16 protein-coding genes are annotated in these 18,474 nt (G+C 70.1%); 6 read left to right on the forward strand and 10 right to left on the reverse strand.

The window, feature by feature from the left end:
* Positions 1-1,260, forward strand: coding sequence for a TRAP transporter large permease (locus BLP95_RS02705; protein WP_089676914.1), 1,260 nt, complete (start codon positions 1-3; stop codon positions 1,258-1,260).
* A 98-nt stretch (positions 1,261-1,358) separates the two neighbouring features.
* Entirely contained in the window at positions 1,359-1,868 is a 510-nt protein-coding gene (locus BLP95_RS02710; RefSeq protein ID WP_089676915.1) for a MarR family winged helix-turn-helix transcriptional regulator, read from the forward strand.
* A 29-nt stretch (positions 1,869-1,897) separates the two neighbouring features.
* Here the strand turns inward: BLP95_RS02710 and BLP95_RS02715 are convergent, their stop codons facing one another.
* The 4 genes from BLP95_RS02715 to guaB form a co-directional block, all read right to left on the reverse strand.
* Positions 1,898-2,353, reverse strand: a complete 456-nt coding sequence (locus BLP95_RS02715; RefSeq protein ID WP_089676916.1) for a YchJ family protein — start codon at positions 2,351-2,353, stop codon at positions 1,898-1,900.
* Positions 2,347-3,021 carry a glutathione S-transferase family protein gene (locus BLP95_RS02720; RefSeq protein ID WP_089676917.1) on the reverse strand — a complete coding sequence of 225 codons (675 nt, stop codon included), beginning with the start codon at positions 3,019-3,021 and terminating at the stop codon, positions 2,347-2,349. Before BLP95_RS02720 ends, BLP95_RS02715 begins: the two co-directional genes overlap by 7 nt.
* 138 nt (positions 3,022-3,159) lie before the next feature.
* Entirely contained in the window at positions 3,160-4,737 is a 1,578-nt protein-coding gene (gene guaA, locus BLP95_RS02725; protein WP_089676918.1) for a glutamine-hydrolyzing GMP synthase, read from the reverse strand.
* An 11-nt stretch (positions 4,738-4,748) separates the two neighbouring features.
* Positions 4,749-6,218 (reverse strand): IMP dehydrogenase, encoded by a 1,470-nt coding sequence (gene guaB / locus BLP95_RS02730; RefSeq protein ID WP_031218839.1) that lies wholly within the window; start codon positions 6,216-6,218, stop codon positions 4,749-4,751.
* Positions 6,219-6,393: 175 nt separating this feature from the next.
* Here guaB and xseA point away from each other — a divergent pair, with 175 nt between their 5' ends.
* Positions 6,394-7,758 (forward strand): exodeoxyribonuclease VII large subunit, encoded by a 1,365-nt coding sequence (xseA, locus tag BLP95_RS02735; RefSeq protein ID WP_089676919.1) that lies wholly within the window; start codon positions 6,394-6,396, stop codon positions 7,756-7,758.
* Positions 7,759-7,919: 161 nt separating this feature from the next.
* On the forward strand, positions 7,920-8,576 hold the full coding sequence (locus tag BLP95_RS02740) for a peroxiredoxin (RefSeq protein ID WP_089676920.1): 657 nt from the start codon (positions 7,920-7,922) through the stop codon (positions 8,574-8,576).
* A gap of 66 nt (positions 8,577-8,642) precedes the next feature.
* On the opposite strand, the gene BLP95_RS02745 is transcribed toward BLP95_RS02740, so the two are convergent.
* The 6 genes from BLP95_RS02745 to BLP95_RS02770 form a co-directional block, all read right to left on the reverse strand.
* Positions 8,643-9,926 (reverse strand): sigma 54-interacting transcriptional regulator, encoded by a 1,284-nt coding sequence (locus tag BLP95_RS02745; protein ID WP_245678682.1) that lies wholly within the window; start codon positions 9,924-9,926, stop codon positions 8,643-8,645.
* 145 nt (positions 9,927-10,071) lie between these two features.
* Positions 10,072-10,647, reverse strand: coding sequence for a hypothetical protein (locus tag BLP95_RS02750; protein ID WP_089676921.1), 576 nt, complete (start codon positions 10,645-10,647; stop codon positions 10,072-10,074).
* 4 nt (positions 10,648-10,651) lie between these two features.
* Positions 10,652-12,139: a sensor histidine kinase gene (locus BLP95_RS02755; RefSeq protein WP_089676922.1), complete on the reverse strand. Its 1,488-nt coding sequence runs from the start codon at positions 12,137-12,139 to the stop codon at positions 10,652-10,654.
* Positions 12,140-12,973: 834 nt separating this feature from the next.
* The gene (argA, locus tag BLP95_RS02760) at positions 12,974-14,287 is read right to left on the reverse strand and encodes an amino-acid N-acetyltransferase (protein WP_089676923.1); all 1,314 of its coding nucleotides are present in this window, start codon (positions 14,285-14,287) and stop codon (positions 12,974-12,976) included.
* A gap of 256 nt (positions 14,288-14,543) precedes the next feature.
* Positions 14,544-15,809 carry an inorganic phosphate transporter gene (locus BLP95_RS02765; RefSeq protein WP_089676924.1) on the reverse strand — a complete coding sequence of 422 codons (1,266 nt, stop codon included), beginning with the start codon at positions 15,807-15,809 and terminating at the stop codon, positions 14,544-14,546.
* A gap of 73 nt (positions 15,810-15,882) precedes the next feature.
* Positions 15,883-16,563: a TIGR00153 family protein gene (locus tag BLP95_RS02770; RefSeq protein ID WP_089676925.1), complete on the reverse strand. Its 681-nt coding sequence runs from the start codon at positions 16,561-16,563 to the stop codon at positions 15,883-15,885.
* A 104-nt stretch (positions 16,564-16,667) separates the two neighbouring features.
* Between BLP95_RS02770 and BLP95_RS02775 the strand changes: the two genes are divergently transcribed.
* Together BLP95_RS02775 and BLP95_RS02780 are read left to right on the forward strand one after the other, a co-directional pair.
* The gene (locus BLP95_RS02775) at positions 16,668-17,534 is read left to right on the forward strand and encodes a CYTH domain-containing protein (protein WP_089676926.1); all 867 of its coding nucleotides are present in this window, start codon (positions 16,668-16,670) and stop codon (positions 17,532-17,534) included.
* A 24-nt stretch (positions 17,535-17,558) separates the two neighbouring features.
* The gene (locus BLP95_RS02780) at positions 17,559-18,470 is read left to right on the forward strand and encodes an ion transporter (RefSeq protein WP_089676927.1); all 912 of its coding nucleotides are present in this window, start codon (positions 17,559-17,561) and stop codon (positions 18,468-18,470) included.
* Positions 18,471-18,474 lie beyond the last annotated feature (4 nt).

Raw genomic sequence — 18,474 nt, forward strand, 5'->3', positions numbered from 1 at the left:
ATGACGCTCGCCGCCTTCCTGCTGCTCATGCTGCTCGGCATGCCCATCGCCTTCGTGCTGCTGGGCGCCACCTTCACCTTCATCATCGCCTCGGGCAACTTCCGCCTGCTGGAGAACCTGCCCCAGGTGATCTTCGGCTCGCTGGAGGTCTTCGACCTGCTGGCGATCCCGCTCTTCATCCTGCTCGGCGAGATCATGAACGAGGGGGGCATCACCCGGCGCATCATCACCGCCGCGCGCGCCTGGTTCGCCTGGGTGCCCCACAGCATCGCCTACGTCTCGCTGACCTCGAATCTGATGCTCGCCTCGATCATGGGTTCCGCCACCGCGCAGATCGCCATCATGAGCCGGGTGATGACCCCGGAGATGGAGCGCGACGGCTACGACAAGGGCTTCGCCGCCGCCCTCACCGCGGGGGCCGGCCTGCTCGGCCCGATCATCCCGCCGTCGATGGTCTTCATCATCTACGGCGTCATCGCCCAGGTCTCGATCGGCGCCATGTTCATGGGCGGCATCATCCCGGGGCTGGTGCTCTTCCTGCTGATCAGCGGCCTGATCGCCCTGGTGGCCAGGCGCGCCCACCGCAGCGGCGGCGCCGAGAAACGGCGCATCCCGCTGTGGGGCGCGACACGCGGCGCCCTGCTCACCCTGAGCATCCCGCTGGTGATCGTCGGCGGCATCGCCTTCGGCGTGGTGACCCCGACCGAGTCCGCCGCCGTGGCGACGCTGATGGCGCTGATACTCGGCGGGCTGTTCTTCCGCGAGCTGCGCTGGGGCCAGTTCCCCGGCGTGCTGGCCAGGACGGCACGCAACACCGCCATCGTGCTGTTCCTGATCGCCGCCGCCAAGGCCTTCAGCTGGGTGCTGGTCTACAACCAGATCCCCCAGCAGGTGGCCGGGCTGATGCAGGGCACCACCGAAAGCCCGGTGGTCTTCATGCTGCTGGTGTTCGTGATGCTGATCCTGGTGGGCATGGTGCTCGACGGCATCGCCGCGCTGATCATCCTGGTGCCCATCCTGCTGCCGGTGGCCCAGCAGAGCTACGGCATCGACCCCATCCACTTCGGCATCGTCACCTGCATGACCCTGAGCCTGGGGCTGCTGACCCCGCCGGTGGGGGCTGGTCTCTACGTCGCCTCCGCCATCAGCAACGTCAGCCTGCCGCGCATCACCAAGTGGATCTTCCCCTTCGTGCTGGCGGCTTGCCTGGTGATCCTGGCCACCATCTTCAGCCCAGGGCTGGTCAGCGTCTTCCGCTAGGCACCGCCCCGGGATGGTAGAATACGTCCTGACGATCCACCCGAAGCGCCGGGGCCCTTCCCATAGCGGCCCCGGCGCGCCAGCAACCGGCAGCCCCCATGCAGACACCCGCCCCCCATGCAGCGCCGTCTCGCGAGCCCCGGGATGGCGCCCTCTCGACGGCCAGCGCCCTGCCCGGCAACCTGCTGCGGCGCTGCCACCAGATCAGCGTCGCGATCTTCCTGCGCAAGTGCGAGGCCTTCGAGCTGACCCAGCTGCAGTACATCATCCTCTGCGCCCTGGAGGAGAAGGGGGCGATCGACCAGATCACCCTGGGCGGGCACACCGCGCTGGACCGCAACACCGTGGCCGTGGTGGTGCGCAAGCTTGAGGAGCGCGGCCTGGTGAGCCGCGACCGCAACCCCGAGGATCGCCGCTCGATGCTGGTGAGCCTGACCGCGGAGGGCCGCCGGCTACGCCACGCCGCCGAGCCCGCCGTGGCCGAGGTACAGGAGGCGCTGCTCGCCCCCCTCGACGAGGAGGAGCAGGAAACGCTCTGCCGGCTGCTGCAGACCGTGGCCGACGAGAACAATCACCTGAGCCGGGTCCCCGTGCGCCAGGCGGGCTGAGTCGCCGCGTCGGACTCGTCGCCCAAGCCCTAGGAGAGGCCGCAGCAGGCCTTGAACTTGCGCCCGCTGCCGCAGGGGCAGGGCGCATTGCGGCCGGGCTTGAGGCGCTCTAGCACCGGGGTGCCGTCCAGGTAGGTCCAGCGCCCCGCCTCGCGCACGAAGCGCGAGCGCTCCTCGAGTACCGCCCAGCGTCGCCCCTCGCGGAAGGTGGCACGGAAGTGGACCCAGCCGCTCTCGCCCGCCTCGCCACTGTCGAGGATCTCGAGGCGCTTCCAGGTCGTCGTCGCGTCCCGCTCAAGCATCGACGGCCGGGTGCTGGGGTGCCAGGTCGAGAGCAGGTAGTCGGTCAGCTGCAGCGCGAAGGCACTGTAGCGCGAGCGCATCAGCGCCTCCGGGGTCGGCGCCGGCTCTCCGCCGTGGTAGCGACCGCAGCAGTCGGCCAGCGGCCGCCCGCTGCCGCAAGGGCAGGTGGTGGGACTCAGCATGCCTTGCCCATCTCCATGGCGGGTTCGGGCGAGACCCCCTGGGCCAAGGCCGCCTCCCGCTCCACGCCCAGGGCGCGGCGGAAGGCCGGACGCCGCTGCAGGCGCTCCCAGTAGGCGGCCACCGGGGGCTTGAAGCGCTCGGCGAGCCCCACATGGCTGGCCAGCAGCAGCGCATACCCCACCGAAACATCGGCGGCGGTGAAGCGCCCCGCGCACAGGAAGGGCTCGCGCTCGAGGCGCGGCGCCAGGGTGCGCAGGCGCGACAGGCACCAGCGGGCATAGTCTTCCACCACCTGGGGCTGGCGCCGCTCCGGCGGCTCGAAGTGGCCGTAGCGCAGCACCAGGGTCTGGGGGAAGGTGAGGGTCGCCTCGCCGAAGTGCAGGAAATTGAGGTAGTCGCCATAAGCGGGCTCGTCCGGCGCCACCTCCAGCCCCGCCTCGGGCAGCCGTGACGCCAGGTACTGGCAGATGGCCGCGGACTCGGTCATCACCACCTCGCCGTCGAACAGCGCCGGCACGGTGCCCAGCGGGTTGAGCTCGAGAAAGGCCTCGTCATGCACCCGCGGCGGGAAGGGATGCATCACCAGCTCATAGGGCAGCCCCAGCTCCTCCAGCAGCCACAGGGGGCGGAAGGAGCGTGCGCTGATACAGTGGTGGAGCTTGATCATGGCGGTATCCAGGCAACGGTCTTACGGTCATGGTGCCCCGAACGCCGCGGGTCGCGAAAGCCCCTCTCCCTCACCAGTCTAAAGACGCCGAACCCGCCACTTGGGCGGGTTCGGAAAGTTGCCATCAAGACAGCGGGCTCACTCCCACTCGATGGTCGCGGGCGGCTTGCTGCTGACGTCGTAGGTCACGCGGGAGACGCCGCTGAGCTCGTTGATGATGCGGTTGGAGACCGTCTCCAGCAGCTCGTAGGGCAGGTGGGCCCAGCGGGCGGTCATGAAGTCGATGGTCTCCACGGCGCGCAGGGCGATGACCCACTCGTAGCGGCGGGCGTCGCCGACCACGCCCACCGAGCGCACCGGCAGGAAGACGGCGAAGGCCTGGCTGGTCTTGTGGTACCAGTCCGCCTTGTGCAGCTCCTCGATGAAGATGGCGTCGGCCTCGCGCAGGATGTCAGCGTACTCCTTCTTCACTTCGCCGAGGATGCGCACGCCCAGGCCCGGCCCCGGGAAGGGGTGACGGTAGACCATGTCGTAGGGCAGGCCGAGCTCGACGCCGAGCTTGCGCACCTCGTCCTTGAACAGCTCGCGCAGCGGCTCGACGAGCTTGAGCTTCATGGTCTCGGGCAGGCCGCCAACGTTGTGGTGGGACTTGATGACATGCGCCTTGCCGGTCTTGGCGGCGGCGGACTCGATGACGTCCGGGTAGATGGTGCCCTGGGCCAGGAAGTCCACGCCCTCGATCTTGGCGGCCTCGGCGTCGAAGACGTCGATGAAGGTGTTGCCGATGATCTTGCGCTTGGCCTCGGGGTCGGACTCGCCCTCGAGGCGCGAGAGGAACTGATCCTCGGCGTCGACACGGATCACCCGCACGCCCATGTGGCGGGCGAAGGTCTCCATCACCTGGTCACCCTCGGCCTTGCGCAGCAGGCCGTTGTCGACGAAGACGCAGGTGAGCTGGTCGCCGATCGCCTTGTGCAGCAGGGCCGCCACCACCGAGGAGTCGACGCCGCCGGAGAGGCCGAGCAGCACGTGGCGGTCGCCCACCTGGGCCCGAACGCGCTCGATCTGGTCCTCGATGATCTGGGCCGGGGTCCAGTTGCACTCGGCCTGGCAGATGTCGATCACGAAGTGCTCGAGGATGCGCTGGCCCTGCAGGGTGTGGGTCACCTCGGGGTGGAACTGCACACCGAAGAAGCGCTTCTCCTCCCAGGCCATGGCGGCGATAGGGCAGCTCGGTGTGGAGGCGGTGACGGTGAAGGCGTCGGGCACGCGGGCCACCTTGTCGCCGTGGCTCATCCACACGTCCAGCAGGCTCTTGCCGGTCTCATGGTCGACATGGTCGGCGATGTCCTTGAACAGCGCGGTCTCCTCGTCGAGGCGGATCTGGGCGTAGCCGAACTCGCGGACGTGGGAGCCCTCCACGGCGCCGCCGAGCTGCTCGGCCATGGTCTGCATGCCGTAGCAGATGCCCAGCACCGGCAGGCCCAGCTCGAACACGCACTGGGGGGCGCGCGGCGAGCCGAGTTCGGTGACCGACTCCGGGCCGCCGGCGAGGATGATGCCGTTGGGGGCGTACTCGCGGATCTCGGCCTCGGTGATGTCGAAGGCACGGATCTCGGAGTAGACGCCGATCTCGCGCACGCGGCGGGCGATCAGCTGGGTGTACTGGGAGCCGAAGTCCAGGATCAGGATCTTGTGGGCGTGAATGTCGGTCATCAATCTGGTCCTTAACCCGCCCGGTAGTTGGGGGCTTCCTTGGTGATCTGCACGTCATGCACGTGAGACTCGTTGAAGCCGGCCCCGGTGATCTGCACGAACTGCGGCTTGGTGCGCATCTCCTGGATGTCGCGGCAGCCGGTGTAGCCCATGGAGGCGCGCAGGCCGCCCATCAGCTGGTGGACGATGGCGCCCATCATGCCCTTGTAGGGCACGCGGCCCTCGATGCCCTCCGGCACCAGCTTCTCGGCGCCGGCGTCCTTGTCCTGAAAGTAGCGGTCGGCGCTGCCCTGGCTCTGGGACATGGCGCCCATGGAGCCCATGCCGCGGTAGGCCTTGTAGGTGCGGCCCTGGTAGAGCTCGATCTCGCCGGGGGCCTCCTCGGTGCCGGCCAGCAGGCCGCCCACCATCACCGCGCTGGCGCCGGCGGCGATCGCCTTGGCCAGGTCGCCGGAGAAGCGCACGCCGCCGTCGGCGATCAGCGGGACGTCGTAGGGGGCGAGCGCCGCGGCGACGTTGGAGACCGCGGTGATCTGCGGCACGCCGACACCGGCCACCACCCGGGTGGTGCAGATGGAGCCGGGGCCGATGCCCACCTTGACGGCGTCGGCGCCGGCCTCGGCGAGGTCACGCGCCGCCTCGGCGGTGGCGATGTTGCCGCCCACCACCTGGATACGCGGGAAGTGCTCCTTGACCCAGCGCACCCGGTCGATCACGCCCTTGGAGTGGCCATGGGCGGTATCGACGATGATCAGGTCCACGCCGGCCTCGGCCAGGGCCGCGACGCGGTCCGGGGTCTCGGGGCCGGTGCCCACGGCGGCGCCAGCCAGCAGGCGGCCGTCGGCATCCTTGGCGGCATGGGGGAAGGTGCGCGCCTTCTCGATGTCCTGGAAGGTGACCAGGCCACGCAGGCGGAAGGCGTCGTCCACCACCAACATCTTCTCGACCCGGTGCTCCTGCATCTTGCCCTTTATCACGTCGAGGCCGGTGCCCTCCGGCACGGTGACCAGGCGCTCGCGTGGGGTCATGATGTCGGCGACACTGTCGCCGTGGTTGGGCTGGAAGCGCATGTCACGCTCGGTGACGATGCCCACCAGGGTCTCGCCCTCGACCACCGGGAAGCCGGAGAAGCCGTGCTCCTCGGCCATGGCCAGCAGGTCCTCGAGCTTGGCCTTGGGACCCACGGTGACCGGGTCCTTGACGATCACGCTCTCGTGCTTCTTGACCTTGCGCACCTCGGCGGCCTGGTGGGCGATGGTCATGTTCTTGTGGATGATGCCGATGCCCCCTTCCTGGGCCATGGCGATCGCCAGGCGCGCCTCGGTCACGGTATCCATGGCCGCGGAGAGCAGCGGGATGTTGAGGTGAAGGTCGCGGGTCAGGCGAGTCCGCAGGCTGACGTCCTTGGGCAGGACCTCGGAGTAGCCGGGTACGAGAAGGACGTCGTCGAACGTCAGGGCTTCTTGGGCCATACGTAGCATAGTCGGCACACCCAGTGGGCTGGTGGGAGGAGGGAGGTGAAGTTAATCCCCCATTATAACGGGTGGAGGCGCCACTCGTCACGGGCAGCGCGTCCTTCGTTCTTGCCACGCGCCCGAGCCCTTCGCGCCGGCCGCATGCTAGGCTGGGCTCATCGCCCAGTGACGAGTCGCCGCCATGCCCGATGCCGCCCCGCTCTCCGTCAGCGAGCTCAATCGCCACGCCCGCCAGTGCCTCGAGGGGCGCTTCGGCGAGGTGTGGGTGGAGGGCGAGCTCTCGGGGGTGTCGCGGCCGAGCTCCGGCCACGTCTACTTCACCCTCAAGGATGACAGCGCCCAGCTGCGTGGCGCGCTGTTCCGCCAGCGGGCGCGCTTCGTGGGCGCGCCGATGCGCGACGGCGACCGGGTCAAGGTGCGCGGGCGGCTGTCGATCTTCGAGCCCCGCGGCGACTACCAGCTGATCGTTGATGCGGTGCAGGCGGCCGGCGTGGGCGAGCTGCTGGCGGCCTACGAGCGCCTCAAGGCGCGGCTCTCCGCCGAGGGGGTGTTCGCCAACGCCCGTGCCCTACCCTGCCCGCCGCGCCACCTGCTGGTGGTCACCTCGCCCAGCGGGGCGGCGATCCGCGACGTGCTGGCGGTACTCGCCGCGCGCTGGCCGCTGACCCAGGTGACGCTGATCCCGGTGCCGGTGCAGGGGCGCGAGGCGGCGCCGGCGATGATCTCGGCGCTGGGCCTGCTCAACCGCCAGTCGGCGCTGGACCCGGCCCGCGACGCCGTGCTGCTGACCCGCGGCGGCGGCAGCCTGGAGGACCTGTGGGCCTTCAACGACGAGCACCTGGCCCGGGCCATCTTCCATTCGCGACTGCCGGTGATGTCGGCGGTGGGCCATGAGGTGGACGTCACCCTGGCCGACTTCGCCGCCGATGCCCGCGCGCCCACCCCCTCCGCCGCCGCGGAGCGGCTGGTGCCGGACCGCCGCGAGCTCGTCGGGCGCCTGGCGACCCTGGGCGAGCGCCTGGGCCGCGCCACCCAGGCCCGCCTGGACGGCGAGGGCCAGCGGCTGGACCACCTGCGCGCCCGGCTGCGCCACCCCGGCGAGGGGCTGGCGCGACAGCGCCAGGCCCTCGCGCAGCAACAAGGACGGCTGCGGCGCGCCATGCGGCTACGCCTGGCGGAGGAGCGCCGTCGCCAGGCGCAGCTGGCCCGCCGCCTGCTGGCGCATCCGCCCGAGCGCCAGCTGGCCCAGGCCGAGCAGCGACTGCAGGCGGTGCGGCGACGCCTGGCCACCGCCGCGCCGCGGGAGCTCTCCCGGCATCGCGAGCGGCTGGCCGGGGTGGTACGCGAACTCCAGGCGGTCAGCCCGCTGGCGGTGTTGGGCCGCGGCTATGCGATCCTCGAGGACCGCGATGGCCGGGTGGTACGCCGCGCGGCGGACACCGCCCCCGGCGAGCGGCTGGCCGCGCGCCTCGGCGAGGGTCGCCTGACCCTCGAGGTGCTGGAGCGCGACAACACACCGCAGGACGAGCCCTCATCGACTCAATAGATTATGGAATATGGTTATCCCATAAAAACCTATCCATGCTGGAGTCGCTAAGCTTAGTCACAACGAATCTTGACGCGCTCGGCCAGATGCCGTTTCGTCGTCTGTCTCAACCGCCCCCGCCGCCGGCGAGGGCCCATCACCACGCAACAGGGAGTATCCCCATGTCTCTGCGCATCAACGACGTCGTACCGGACTTCGAAGCCGACACCAGCCAGGGCCCCATCCGCTTCCACGAGTGGCTCGACGGCCAGTGGGCGATCCTGTTCTCCCACCCCAAGGACTTCACCCCGGTGTGCACCACCGAGTTCGGTGCGGTGGCCAAGCTCGGCGAGGAGTGGAAGAAGCGCAACACCAAGGTGATCGGCGTCTCGGTAGATGGCGTGGAGGAGCACAAGGGCTGGATCCAGGACATCGCCAGCTACGCCAGCTGCGACGTCGGCTTCCCGATCATCGCCGACGAGGACCTCAAGGTCGCCAAACTGTTCGACATGCTGCCGGCCGACGCCTACCTGCCGGACGGCCGCACCCCGGCGGACAGCGCCACCGTGCGCTCGGTGTTCATCATCGGCCCGGACAAGCAGCTCAAGCTCTCCATGACCTACCCGATGAACGTCGGCCGCAACTTCGCCGAGGTACTACGCGCGCTGGACGCCCTGCAGACCGCCAACGGCGAGAACGTCGCCACCCCGGCGGACTGGACCGTCGGCCAGGACGTGATCATCCCCACCAGCGTCTCCGACGAGGACGCCAAGGCGAAGTACGGCGAGTTCGAGACCGTCTTCCCCTACCTGCGTCGCGCCAAGCTGCCGCAGAAGTAAGCGACCCGGCATTCGCCATCGCCTCCGACCCCTGCCCTTCGGCAGGGGTCTTGCGTTGGGCGGGCGTCAGCGACCCGGCTTGAAGGCGGAGGGCTCCAGGTCGTGGCGCCCCAGCAGCTTGTAGAAGTCGGTGCGGTTGCGCCCGGCGATGCGCGCCGCCTGGGTGACGTTGCCCTCGGTGAGCTTGAGCACCTTGATCAGGTAGCGCCGCTCGAAGGCCGCCCGGGCGTCGTTGAAGGTGGGCAGGGCCTGCTCCTCGGCGGCCAGCGCCTGGGCCACCAGCGCCTCGGGGATGATGGCGGTGCTGGTCAGCGCCACGCACTGCTCCACCACGTTGACCAGCTGGCGCACGTTGCCCGGCCAGGCGCTGCCCGCGAGCAGCTTCAGCGCCTCCGGCGAGAAGCCCTTGACGAAGGGCTTGTGGCGCTCGGCAGCCTGGGTCACCAGGTGCTTGGCCAGCAGCGGCACGTCCTCGGCGCGCTCCTGGAGCGGCGGCAGGCGCAGGTTGACCACGTTGAGGCGGTAGTAGAGGTCCTCGCGGAACTCCCCCTCGGCCATGGCGCGATCGAGGTCGCGGTGGGTGGCGGAGATCAGCCGCACGTCCACCGGCACCGAGGTGGTGGAGCCCAGCGGGCGGATCTGGCGCTCCTGCAGGGCGCGCAGCAGCTTGACCTGCAGCGGCAGCGGCATGTCGCCGATCTCGTCGAGGAACAGGGTGCCGCCGTCGGCGGCCTGGAAGAGCCCGCGGTGCTCGCTCACTGCCCCGGTGAAGGCGCCCTTGGCATGGCCGAAGAGCTCACTCTCCAGCAGCTGCTCCGGCAGCGCACCGCAGTTGAGCGCCACGAAGGGCTTGTCGGCACGGCGGCTGGCGCGGTGGATGGCCCGCGCCATCAGCTCCTTGCCGGAGCCGGAGGGGCCGGTGACCAGCACGCTGACGTCGGAGGCGGCGACCATGCGCGCCTGCTCCAGCAACCGCTCCATCTCGGGGCTGTGGGTGATGATCTCGGCGCGCCAGGCGTCGTCGCCCTCGGCCACCACCCCTGGTGTCTGGGCCAGCGCCTCCTCGATGGCGGCGAACAGCTCGTCGCGGTCCACCGGCTTGGTGAGGAAGCTGAACACCCCCTCGCGGGTGGCGGCGACGGCATCGGGAATCGAGCCGTGGGCGGTGAGCAGGATCACCGGCAGCCCCGGCACCTCGCGCTGTACCTCGCGGAACAGCGCCAGGCCGTCCATCTCGTCCATGCGCAGGTCGGTAAGTACCAGGTCGGGGCGGTTGACCTCCAGGGCGCGCAGCGCCTCGCGGCCGCTCTCGGCGGTGGTCACCCGGTAGCCGCGGCTCTCCAGGCGCATGCCCAGCAGCTTGAGCAGGCTGACGTCGTCATCCACCAACAGGATATGCGCCGCCTGCCGTCGGCCGGTGCCGCCGGCCGGCGCCACGCGGGTGGCGTCGGCGCGGCCTTGCAGGGGGAACAGGGTCTTCACGGAGTGGCCTCCCTCAGGGTTCGGACTGCTGTCGCAGGTTGATGCTGCGCTCGATGGCGGTGAGCGCCTCGAGCTTCTTCTCCAGCGCCGCCTTCTCCTCGGCCAGCTCGGCCTCGCGCGCCTCGTGACGGGCCACCGCCGCGCGGCTCTCGGCCAGGCGTGCGGCCCGGGCGCGCCGCCCCTCCAGCTCGTTGAGCCAGTAGCGCAGCAGCGGCTGCAGGGCGACCGGCGCGGTGGCGAGGTCGGCCTTGTAGAGCTCCGAGGCGCGTTCCCACTGGGACTCGCTGCCCCAGGCGAGGGCCACCGCCCGGGCGAGGCGCCGCTGCGGCAGCGACCCCTCCAGGCGGCCCAGTACGTCATCGCGCCAGGCGCGATCGCCGCGCTGGGAGGCCAGCCCGAAGGCCACCCACTCCGGCAGCAGGCAGTGGTCGTCGACGAAGTCCGGCAGTTCGGCACGGCAGCCGCCGGCCGCACCCTCGGCGGCCGAACGGTTGGTGGGCAACTCGAAGGGCATCCGAGGCAGCGCCTCGCAGCCGGCGAGCCAGGTCGCCGCCAGGCAGACCAGCAGGGGGCGAAGGCGAAGGGTCATGGCATCAGTTCCTTGCATGGGCGTCCGCCTCCAGGGCGGACTCACTGTTGTCGTGCGCCGGCGACGGCGTGGCGGCCGGCAGCGTCAACCGGAAGCACACCGCCAGGCGCGGGTCATCCACCAGCGCCAGCTCGCCGCCTTGGAGGCGCGCGCAGTCGGCGGCCACCGAGAGGCCGATCCCCGAGCCCTTGAGCGGCCCCTTGCGACGGGTCTGCCCCTGGTAGAAGGCCTCGAACAGCCGCGGGCGGTCGGCCTCGGCGATGGGCTCGCCGCTGTTGGCCACCTCCAGCTCCAGGCGGTCGCGGCGGCGCCGGGCACGGATGACCAGCTCGCCGCCATCGGCGCCATAGGCCAGCGCGTTGGAGACCAGGTTGTCCAGCAGGCGCATGGTGGCGGTGCGGTCCAGGGCCCACATCACGGGCCCATCGAAGCACTCGACCCGCATCCCCTTGTGGGAGAGCGCCAGGCGGTGCTTGGCCAGCACCTCCCGCACCAGGGTGGCCAGGTCGTGGCGGGCGATCTCCGCCCGGCGGCTGTGCTGGAGCAGGTTGTAGTCGAGCAGCTGCTCGATCAGCCGCTGCAGCTCGCGGCCGCTGCCGTCGATCAGCTCGAGGATCTCGAGCTGGCGCGGGGTGAGCTCGCCGGCCACGCCGTCGGCGAGCAATGCCGAGCCCTCGCGCACGCTGGCCAGCGGGGTCTTGAGCTCGTGGGACATGTGGCGCAGGAACTGCTGCTTCTCGGCCTCCAGCTCGTCGAGTCGCGACGCCAGCCAGCGCAGGCGCTCATCCAGCTGGACCAGCTCCGCCGGCCCCTGGACGGGCCGCGGAGGCTCGCTGCGGCTGCCGCTGCCGATGCGCAGGATGCGCCGCTCCAGCTGGCGCACCGGGCGGATGATCAGCCACGAGAAGAGCAGCATCAGCACCAGGCTGGCGGAGACCAGGGCGCCGGTCTGCCACCACAGCCGCCCCTGCACGCCCTGGGCACTCTCGCGGATCGAGTCGATGCGGGTGTCGATGCGCCGGTTGGTGGCCTGGCGGATCGCCTCGGTGCGCTGGGCGAACACCGGGAAGTCGGCGAGCCGCGCCTCGAACGCCTCCAGCGGTAGCCCGGGCAGCTCCGCCAGCTCGTCGAGCTGCCGCGAGAGCGCCGCCACGTCGGGGTCATCGGGGAGCAGGCGGCGCTGCAGCGCCAGCAGCTCGCGATACTCCGCCAGCCGCTCGGCGTAGATCTCCAGCAGGCTCTGCTGCTCGAGCACGGCGTACTGGCGGGCGCTGCGCTCCATCTCCAGGGCCAGGGCCCCCAGGGTGCGGGCGCGACGGGTCTCCTCCACCGCCTGGCGGGCACTGACGTCGGCCAGCCGTGAGAGCTCGGAGAGCGCCTGGGCGGCCTGGAACATCAGCACGGCCAGGGGCAACATCACGGTCAAGAACGCGATCAGCACGAGTTGCAACAGGGAACGGGGGCGCCAGCGGCGCACGGCGCGGGTGGTCATGTCCAGCGATCTTCGCAGCGGGCCGATGGGCGGGGCGGTGGATGGGGCTGCCATCATGTCGAACCTTCAGGATACCAGAGTTTGCTAAGGGGCCCCGGCCTCCGCTCCCGGCCCGGACCGGCGTCGAAAAAAAGGGCCGGCAGAGCCGGCCCAAGTACGCAGGGAACTGAAGGGTCTGGAAACGTCGACGCCGATCGGCCTGGTCCGTCCGGCGACTTCCCTTCCAGGCGGGCCGGGGAGGGCCCTCGAAGCCATGAGGCCACCCTGTGCCACCAGGGGCGGGTCGTCTCATGCGGCCGATGCGCCAGGCGCATCGCCCTGCTTCGTCGGTGGCGGCGTCGCCCGCTTGGGGCGCCGCCGCGCGATTCGATCCCCCGTGAGGGGGAGAGGCATCCATGCCAGGGCATCCTTGCCCCTTGGGGTACGCGTCCCTGAGCGTGTCGGTACCCGTCTCATCGCAACCTAAGTCACACATCGCTAGGAGCAGACGCTGATCGCCGGGGGAGCGAGGCACAGGGCAGTGTGGTTCCGCCCCCTCGGCGATCGAAAGCGGCTCGAGCCGTAATGAACCGCTTCCGTTTGCTCACCCAGAACATTGCGATCCGCGTGCCAAAATCTGGATTTCGTATAAATATCAGTTAGATAAAAATATCCAGCGGAGGCGAACGACGATCTCGAGGGAAGAAGGGGCAGGACATCGGGGCGTTTCTGTCGCCATATGGCAACGCCGAATGGAGGCGGGGCAATAACCCCTTTAATGTCATAGGGTTATGACGTCGCCTATCGGCGACGCCGCCACACAGGGTGGCGTCGCCAGGCGACAGCTCGCCGCTCTCAGCCCAGTGCCTTGACCAGCACCTTGGACTTGCGGGCGTGGTTGTAGGTGTCGCGGCGCAGCGGCGGCAGCGCCTGGAGGTCGGCCAGGCGGAAGCCGTGCTCGAAGAACCAGTGGGTGGTGTGGGTGGTCAGGGCGAACAGCGCCACCAGCCCCAGGCGCCGCGCCCGGCGCTCGATCTCGGCGAGCAGCAGCTCGCCCCGGGCGCCGCCGCGGTAGTCGTCGTGGACCGCCACGCAGGCCAGCTCGCCCATGGCGGCATCGTCGAAGCGGTGCAGGGCCGCACAGCCGATGATCATGCCGTCGCGCTCGATCACCACGTAGTCGTCGATCTCGTGCTCCAGGCGCTCCCGGGAGCGCGGCACCAGCATGCCGCGCCGCTCCAGCGGCTCGAGCAGCTCGAGCAGGCCGCCGATATCACGCAGCTCCGCCGGGCGCAGCTGTTCGTAGCGGTGCCGGGTGATCATGGTGCCCACGCCGTCGCGGGTGAAGAGCTCGCCCAGCAGGGCGTCGTGGTCGTGCCAGCTGAGCAGGTGGGTGCGTGCCACGCCATGGCGCGCCGCCCGGCAGGCGGCCCCCAGGTGACGGGCCAGCTCGCTGCCGGCGGGCGCCTGGTCGAGTAGCGGCAGGGCCTCGTCCGGGGTCAGCTGGCGCTGCAGCTGACCGCTGGCGTCGAACAGGCCGCTGGCCTCGCCGAGCAGGATCAGCTTGTCGGCGGAAAGCGCCATGGCGGCGTGCTGGGCCACGTCGGAGGCATCCAGGTCGAACACCTCGCCGGTGCTGGAGAAGCCCAGCGGCGGCAGCACCACCAGCGAGCCCTTCTCCAGCAGACCCTCGATGGCGGTGGCACGCACCCGGCGCACCTCGCCGCTGCGGTCGAAGTCGACCCCCTCGCGCACCCCCAGCGGCTTGGCCATCACCAGGTTGCCGGAGACCGCGGTGAGCTCGACGCCATGCATGGGGGTGTTGGGCAGCCCCAGCGAGAAGCGTGCCTCCAGCCACAGCCGCTGCTGGGCGGCGACCCGCTCGATGCAGGCCATCACCTCGCCGTCGGCGACCCAGCGCCCCTGGTGCTGCCCCGGGGAGACCCCCGCCGCCTCCAGCGCCTGCTGCACCTGGGGCCGGATGCCGAACACCACCACCAGCCGCACGCCGAGGGTGTGCAGCAGCGCCAGGTCCTGGATCAGCTGCTCGCCGCGCCCACGGGCCATCGCCTCGCCCTCGATCAGGATGACGAAGGTGCGTCCGCGATGGGCATTGATGTAGGGCGAGGAGTTGCGAAACCAGTCGACGAAGGGGAAGCGTGTATCCAAGGGCCGCTCTCCGGCAGCGGGTGAACGAAAGGCGCTGGGGCGCCACGACTATAGCAGAGCAACGAAAACGGCGGCACCACTGCCGTGGTACCGCCGATCAGCAAGATTTCCCCACTGAAGGAAGCTCGATTTACGTCGCGAGCGACGTCAGGCTGGCCGCCGCCGCAGCGCAGCCGCCGGAGTGTAGCCCGCTACATGAGGACGGCGAGCAGCGCCGGCGGCCAGGATGTCGAGCGCAGCAGTAAATCGTTTTCCTTCAGCCGAACATGCCCTTGAACATGAAGAAAAACAGGATCGCCAGCGCCGCGCCGGCCGGCAGGGTGATCAGCCACGACATGGCGATGGTGCCGATCACGCGCAGGTTGAGCGCCGCCATGCCCCGCGCCAGGCCCACGCCCAGCACCGCGCCCACCAGGGTGTGGGTGGTGGAGATGGGCAGGCCGGTGCCCGAGGCCAGCACCACGGTGACCGCGGCGGCCAGGGTGGCGGCGAAGCCACGGCTGGGGGTGAGCTCGGTGATGCCGGTACCCACGGTGGCGATCACCTTGTGGCCGTAGGTGACCAGGCCGACGACGATGCCGCCGCCGCCCAGCACCAGCACCCACCAGGGCACCAGGGCCGCGGACTCGATCTCGCCGCCGGTCTGCACCACGCTGATCACCGCCGCCAGCGGGCCCACCGCGTTGGCCACGTCGTTGGAGCCGTGGGCGAAGGCCATGGCGCAGGCGGTGAAGATCATCAGCACGCCGAACACCCGTTCCACGCCCGAGAAGCCGAACTGGTCGGTCTGACGGCTGCTGGCCTGGACCCGACGCTCCATCACCGTGCCCAGCGCCGCCACCGCGACGCCGGCGAGGATGGAGAGCAGCAGGCTGGCGCCGAAGCTCAGGTCGAGGCCGACATGCTTGAGCCCCTTGGTCAGGGTCACCATGGTCACCGCGAAGCCGACCAGGAAGACGTACATGGGCACATAGCGCTTGGCGGCGGCGAAGGGGTCCCGGGCCTCGAAGATCAGGTGCTGCACCGACTTGAACAGGGTGAAGGCGATGGTGCCTGAGAGCACCGGCGACACCACCCAGCTGGCGGCGATGGTCATCACCGAGCCCCAGTCCACCGAGGCGGCCCCCAGGCCCGCCACCGAGAAGCCGACGATGGCGCCGACGATGGAGTGGGTGGTGGAGACCGGCCAGCCCTTCATGGAGGCGATCAGCAGCCAGGTGGCCGCCGCCAGCAGCGCCGCCAGCATGCCGTAGACCAGCAGCTGGGGGTCCCCCTGGAGCAGCTCGGGATCGATGATCCCCTTGCGGATGGTATTGGTGACCTCCCCCCCGGCGAGCCAGGCGCCGAGGAACTCGAAGATCACGGCGATAAGGATCGCCTGCTTGATGGTGATGGCGCGAGAGCCCACCGAGGTACCCATGGCATTGGCCACGTCGTTGGCACCCACACCCCAGGCCATGAAGAAGCCGAAGAGGCAGGCCAGGATGATGAAGATCTCGCCGTGCTGCGCAATGATCGACATGAGGATGTGTCCCCTCGTTGCGGTCGTGAGATGGCGTAACGTTTCGGCCCCGGGATCGCCGGGGCCGTGGTGTTCAGTTGGCCGTCATGATCTGCAGGCGGCTGCCGACGCGCTCGGCGCGGTCGGAGAGCTCGCCCACCCAGTCGATGATCTTGTAGAGGAACATCACGTCCACCGGCGGCAGGCGATCCTCGAGGCCGAACAGCTGGCGGCGGATGGCGATCTGCTGGTCATCGGCCTGCTGCTCCAGGCGATGCAGCTCGCGGATCAGCTTCTGCATCACGTCGCTGACGTTGCGGCCGAAGCCCGATTCGAGCAGGTCCTTGAGCTCCTCGAGGGCATGGCGCGCCTGGGCCACGCAGGCCACCGCGGTGCGCATGTAGTCGCGCATCGGCTGGGCCAGCTCCTCGGGCACCTGCATGCGGCGGCCGAGCATGATGCCGGTGATGTCGCGCACCTTGTTGGCGATCTTGTCCTGTACGCTGATCAGGTCGAGCAGGTCGGAGCGCGACACCGGCAGGAAGAGGGTGTTGGGGAGGTTGAGGCGCAGCTCGGTCTTGAGCTCGTCGGCATCGTGCTCGAGGCGGGTGACCGTCTCACGGTGGGTCGCCGCCGCCTCCCAGTCGCCCTCGAGGGTGGCCTCGAAGAAGGGCAGCAGCTGGTCGGCACACTCGCTCGTCTTGACGATATGGGCCAGCAGCGGCTGGAATGGCGAGCGACCGAACATCGCGGAGAAGGGGTTGGATGTCACCATGGGGCATCTCGGAACCTGGAAAATGGCGGCGTCAGTATAGTGACCAAGGCTGCTATCGTCATGAAAAATTCACTTAAGTGTCACCAACACGAGGACGCCGCGCCATGAGCCAGGAGATCGAACTCAAGCTCGCCCTGGGGCCCGAGGGGCCTGCCGCCCTGAGGGGCCATCCGCTGCTCCGGGCCCTCCCCCCGACGGTCGCCGAGCTCGGCAACACCTACTACGACACCCCCGACGGTGCGCTCGAGGCGGCACGCATGGCGCTGCGGCTGAGACGCCTCGACGGGCGCCTGCTGCAGACGGTGAAGACCCGCGGCGAGGGCGGCGGTGGGCTGTCGCGACGCGGCGAGTGGGAGTGGGAGGTGCCGGGCCCCGGCCTCGACCTCGCGGGGCTTGAGGGGCTGCCGCCGGCGGCGCTCGGCGAGGGGGTGCTGGAGCGCCTGGAGGCGCGCTTCACCACCGACTTCCGCCGCGAGGCCTGGACCCTCGAGCACCGGGGAGCGCGTATCGAGCTGGCACTGGACGAGGGGGCGATCCTCGCCGCCGGGCGGCGGGTGGCGATCCGTGAGCTGGAGCTGGAGCTCAAGGCGGGCGAGCCGGCCGCCCTGTGGTCGCTGGCCGAGGCGCTGGCCGAGCGCGTGGCGCTGCGTGCCTCGGACACCAGCAAGGCGGCCCGCGGCGGGGCCCTGCTCGCCGGCGAATGGCGCCTGCCCGAGGGGCACTCGGCCACGGCCTGGCTGCACCGTGCGGTGGTGGCGCTGGACGCCCACGCCGATACCGGCGAGCCACGCCTTCGCGAGGCGGCCCGGGAGGCCTTCCAGCGCCTGGCCGCCCTGGGCGACGCCGAGACCCGCGACGACGCCCGCACCCTCGCGGCGGCGCTGGCCGACGAGGGGACGCCGACGCCGGCCCTGGGCCGCACGCTGCTGCGCCTGTCACGACGCCTTTCCGGCGCCTCGCCGCTGGCCTGATCGCCCCACCACAAGGATGCCGCCGTGAACCACCTCCCCAAGCCCGCCGCCGAAGGCCTGCGCACCCGGGTCTTCCAGATCATCTTCGAGTCCGACACCCCGCTGGCCAAGGGCTTCGACATCGCCCTGATCGTGGCGATTCTCGCCAGCGTGCTGGTGGTGATGCTGGAGAGCATCGAGAGCCTGCGCGCCGACTACGGCACCCTGTTCTTCTGGCTCGAATGGGGCTTCACCCTCCTCTTCACCCTGGAGCTGGCAGTACGCCTCTACTGCCTGGAGCGGCCGCTGCAGTACCTGCGGAGCTTCTACGGCATGGTGGACCTGATCGCCATCCTGCCCACCTGGCTGGCGCTGCTCCTGCCCGGCGCCCAGACCCTGGTGATGGTGCGCCTGCTGCGCACCCTGCGCATCTTCCGGGTGCTGCGGCTGATGGAGTTCGTCGGCGAGGGCCGGCTGCTGATCGGGGCGCTGAAGCGCAGCAGCCACCAGATCTTCCTGTTCCTGTTCACCGTCTTCATGCTGGTCTCGATCTTCGCCTCGCTCGTCTACCTGATCGAGCCCGCCGAGGCCGGTTTCACCAGCATCCCCACGGCGATCTACTGGGCCATCGTCACCCTGACCACGGTGGGCTTCGGCGACATCGTGCCGGTGACCCCGCTGGGCCAGGCGATCTCGGTGATGGTGATGCTGATCGGCTACTCGATCATCGCCGTGCCCACCGGGGTCTTCTCCGCCGAGGTGATCCGCTCGATCCGTGCCGACCGCTACTCCGACGAGGCCTGCCCGGGCTGCGGCCATGACCGCCACGAGCAGCGCGCCAAGTACTGCCTGCTGTGCGGCACCTGGCTCGACGAAGACAGCCCCGACCCGCGGCTCAGCGAGGAGGAGCAGGCGGCCTGGTGGGAGGAGCATGGCGGCCAGGGCAACGACGCCTGACCGC

The sequence above is a fragment of the Halomonas shengliensis genome (assembly GCF_900104135.1).
Classification (GTDB): Bacteria; Pseudomonadota; Gammaproteobacteria; order Pseudomonadales; family Halomonadaceae; genus Halomonas; species Halomonas shengliensis.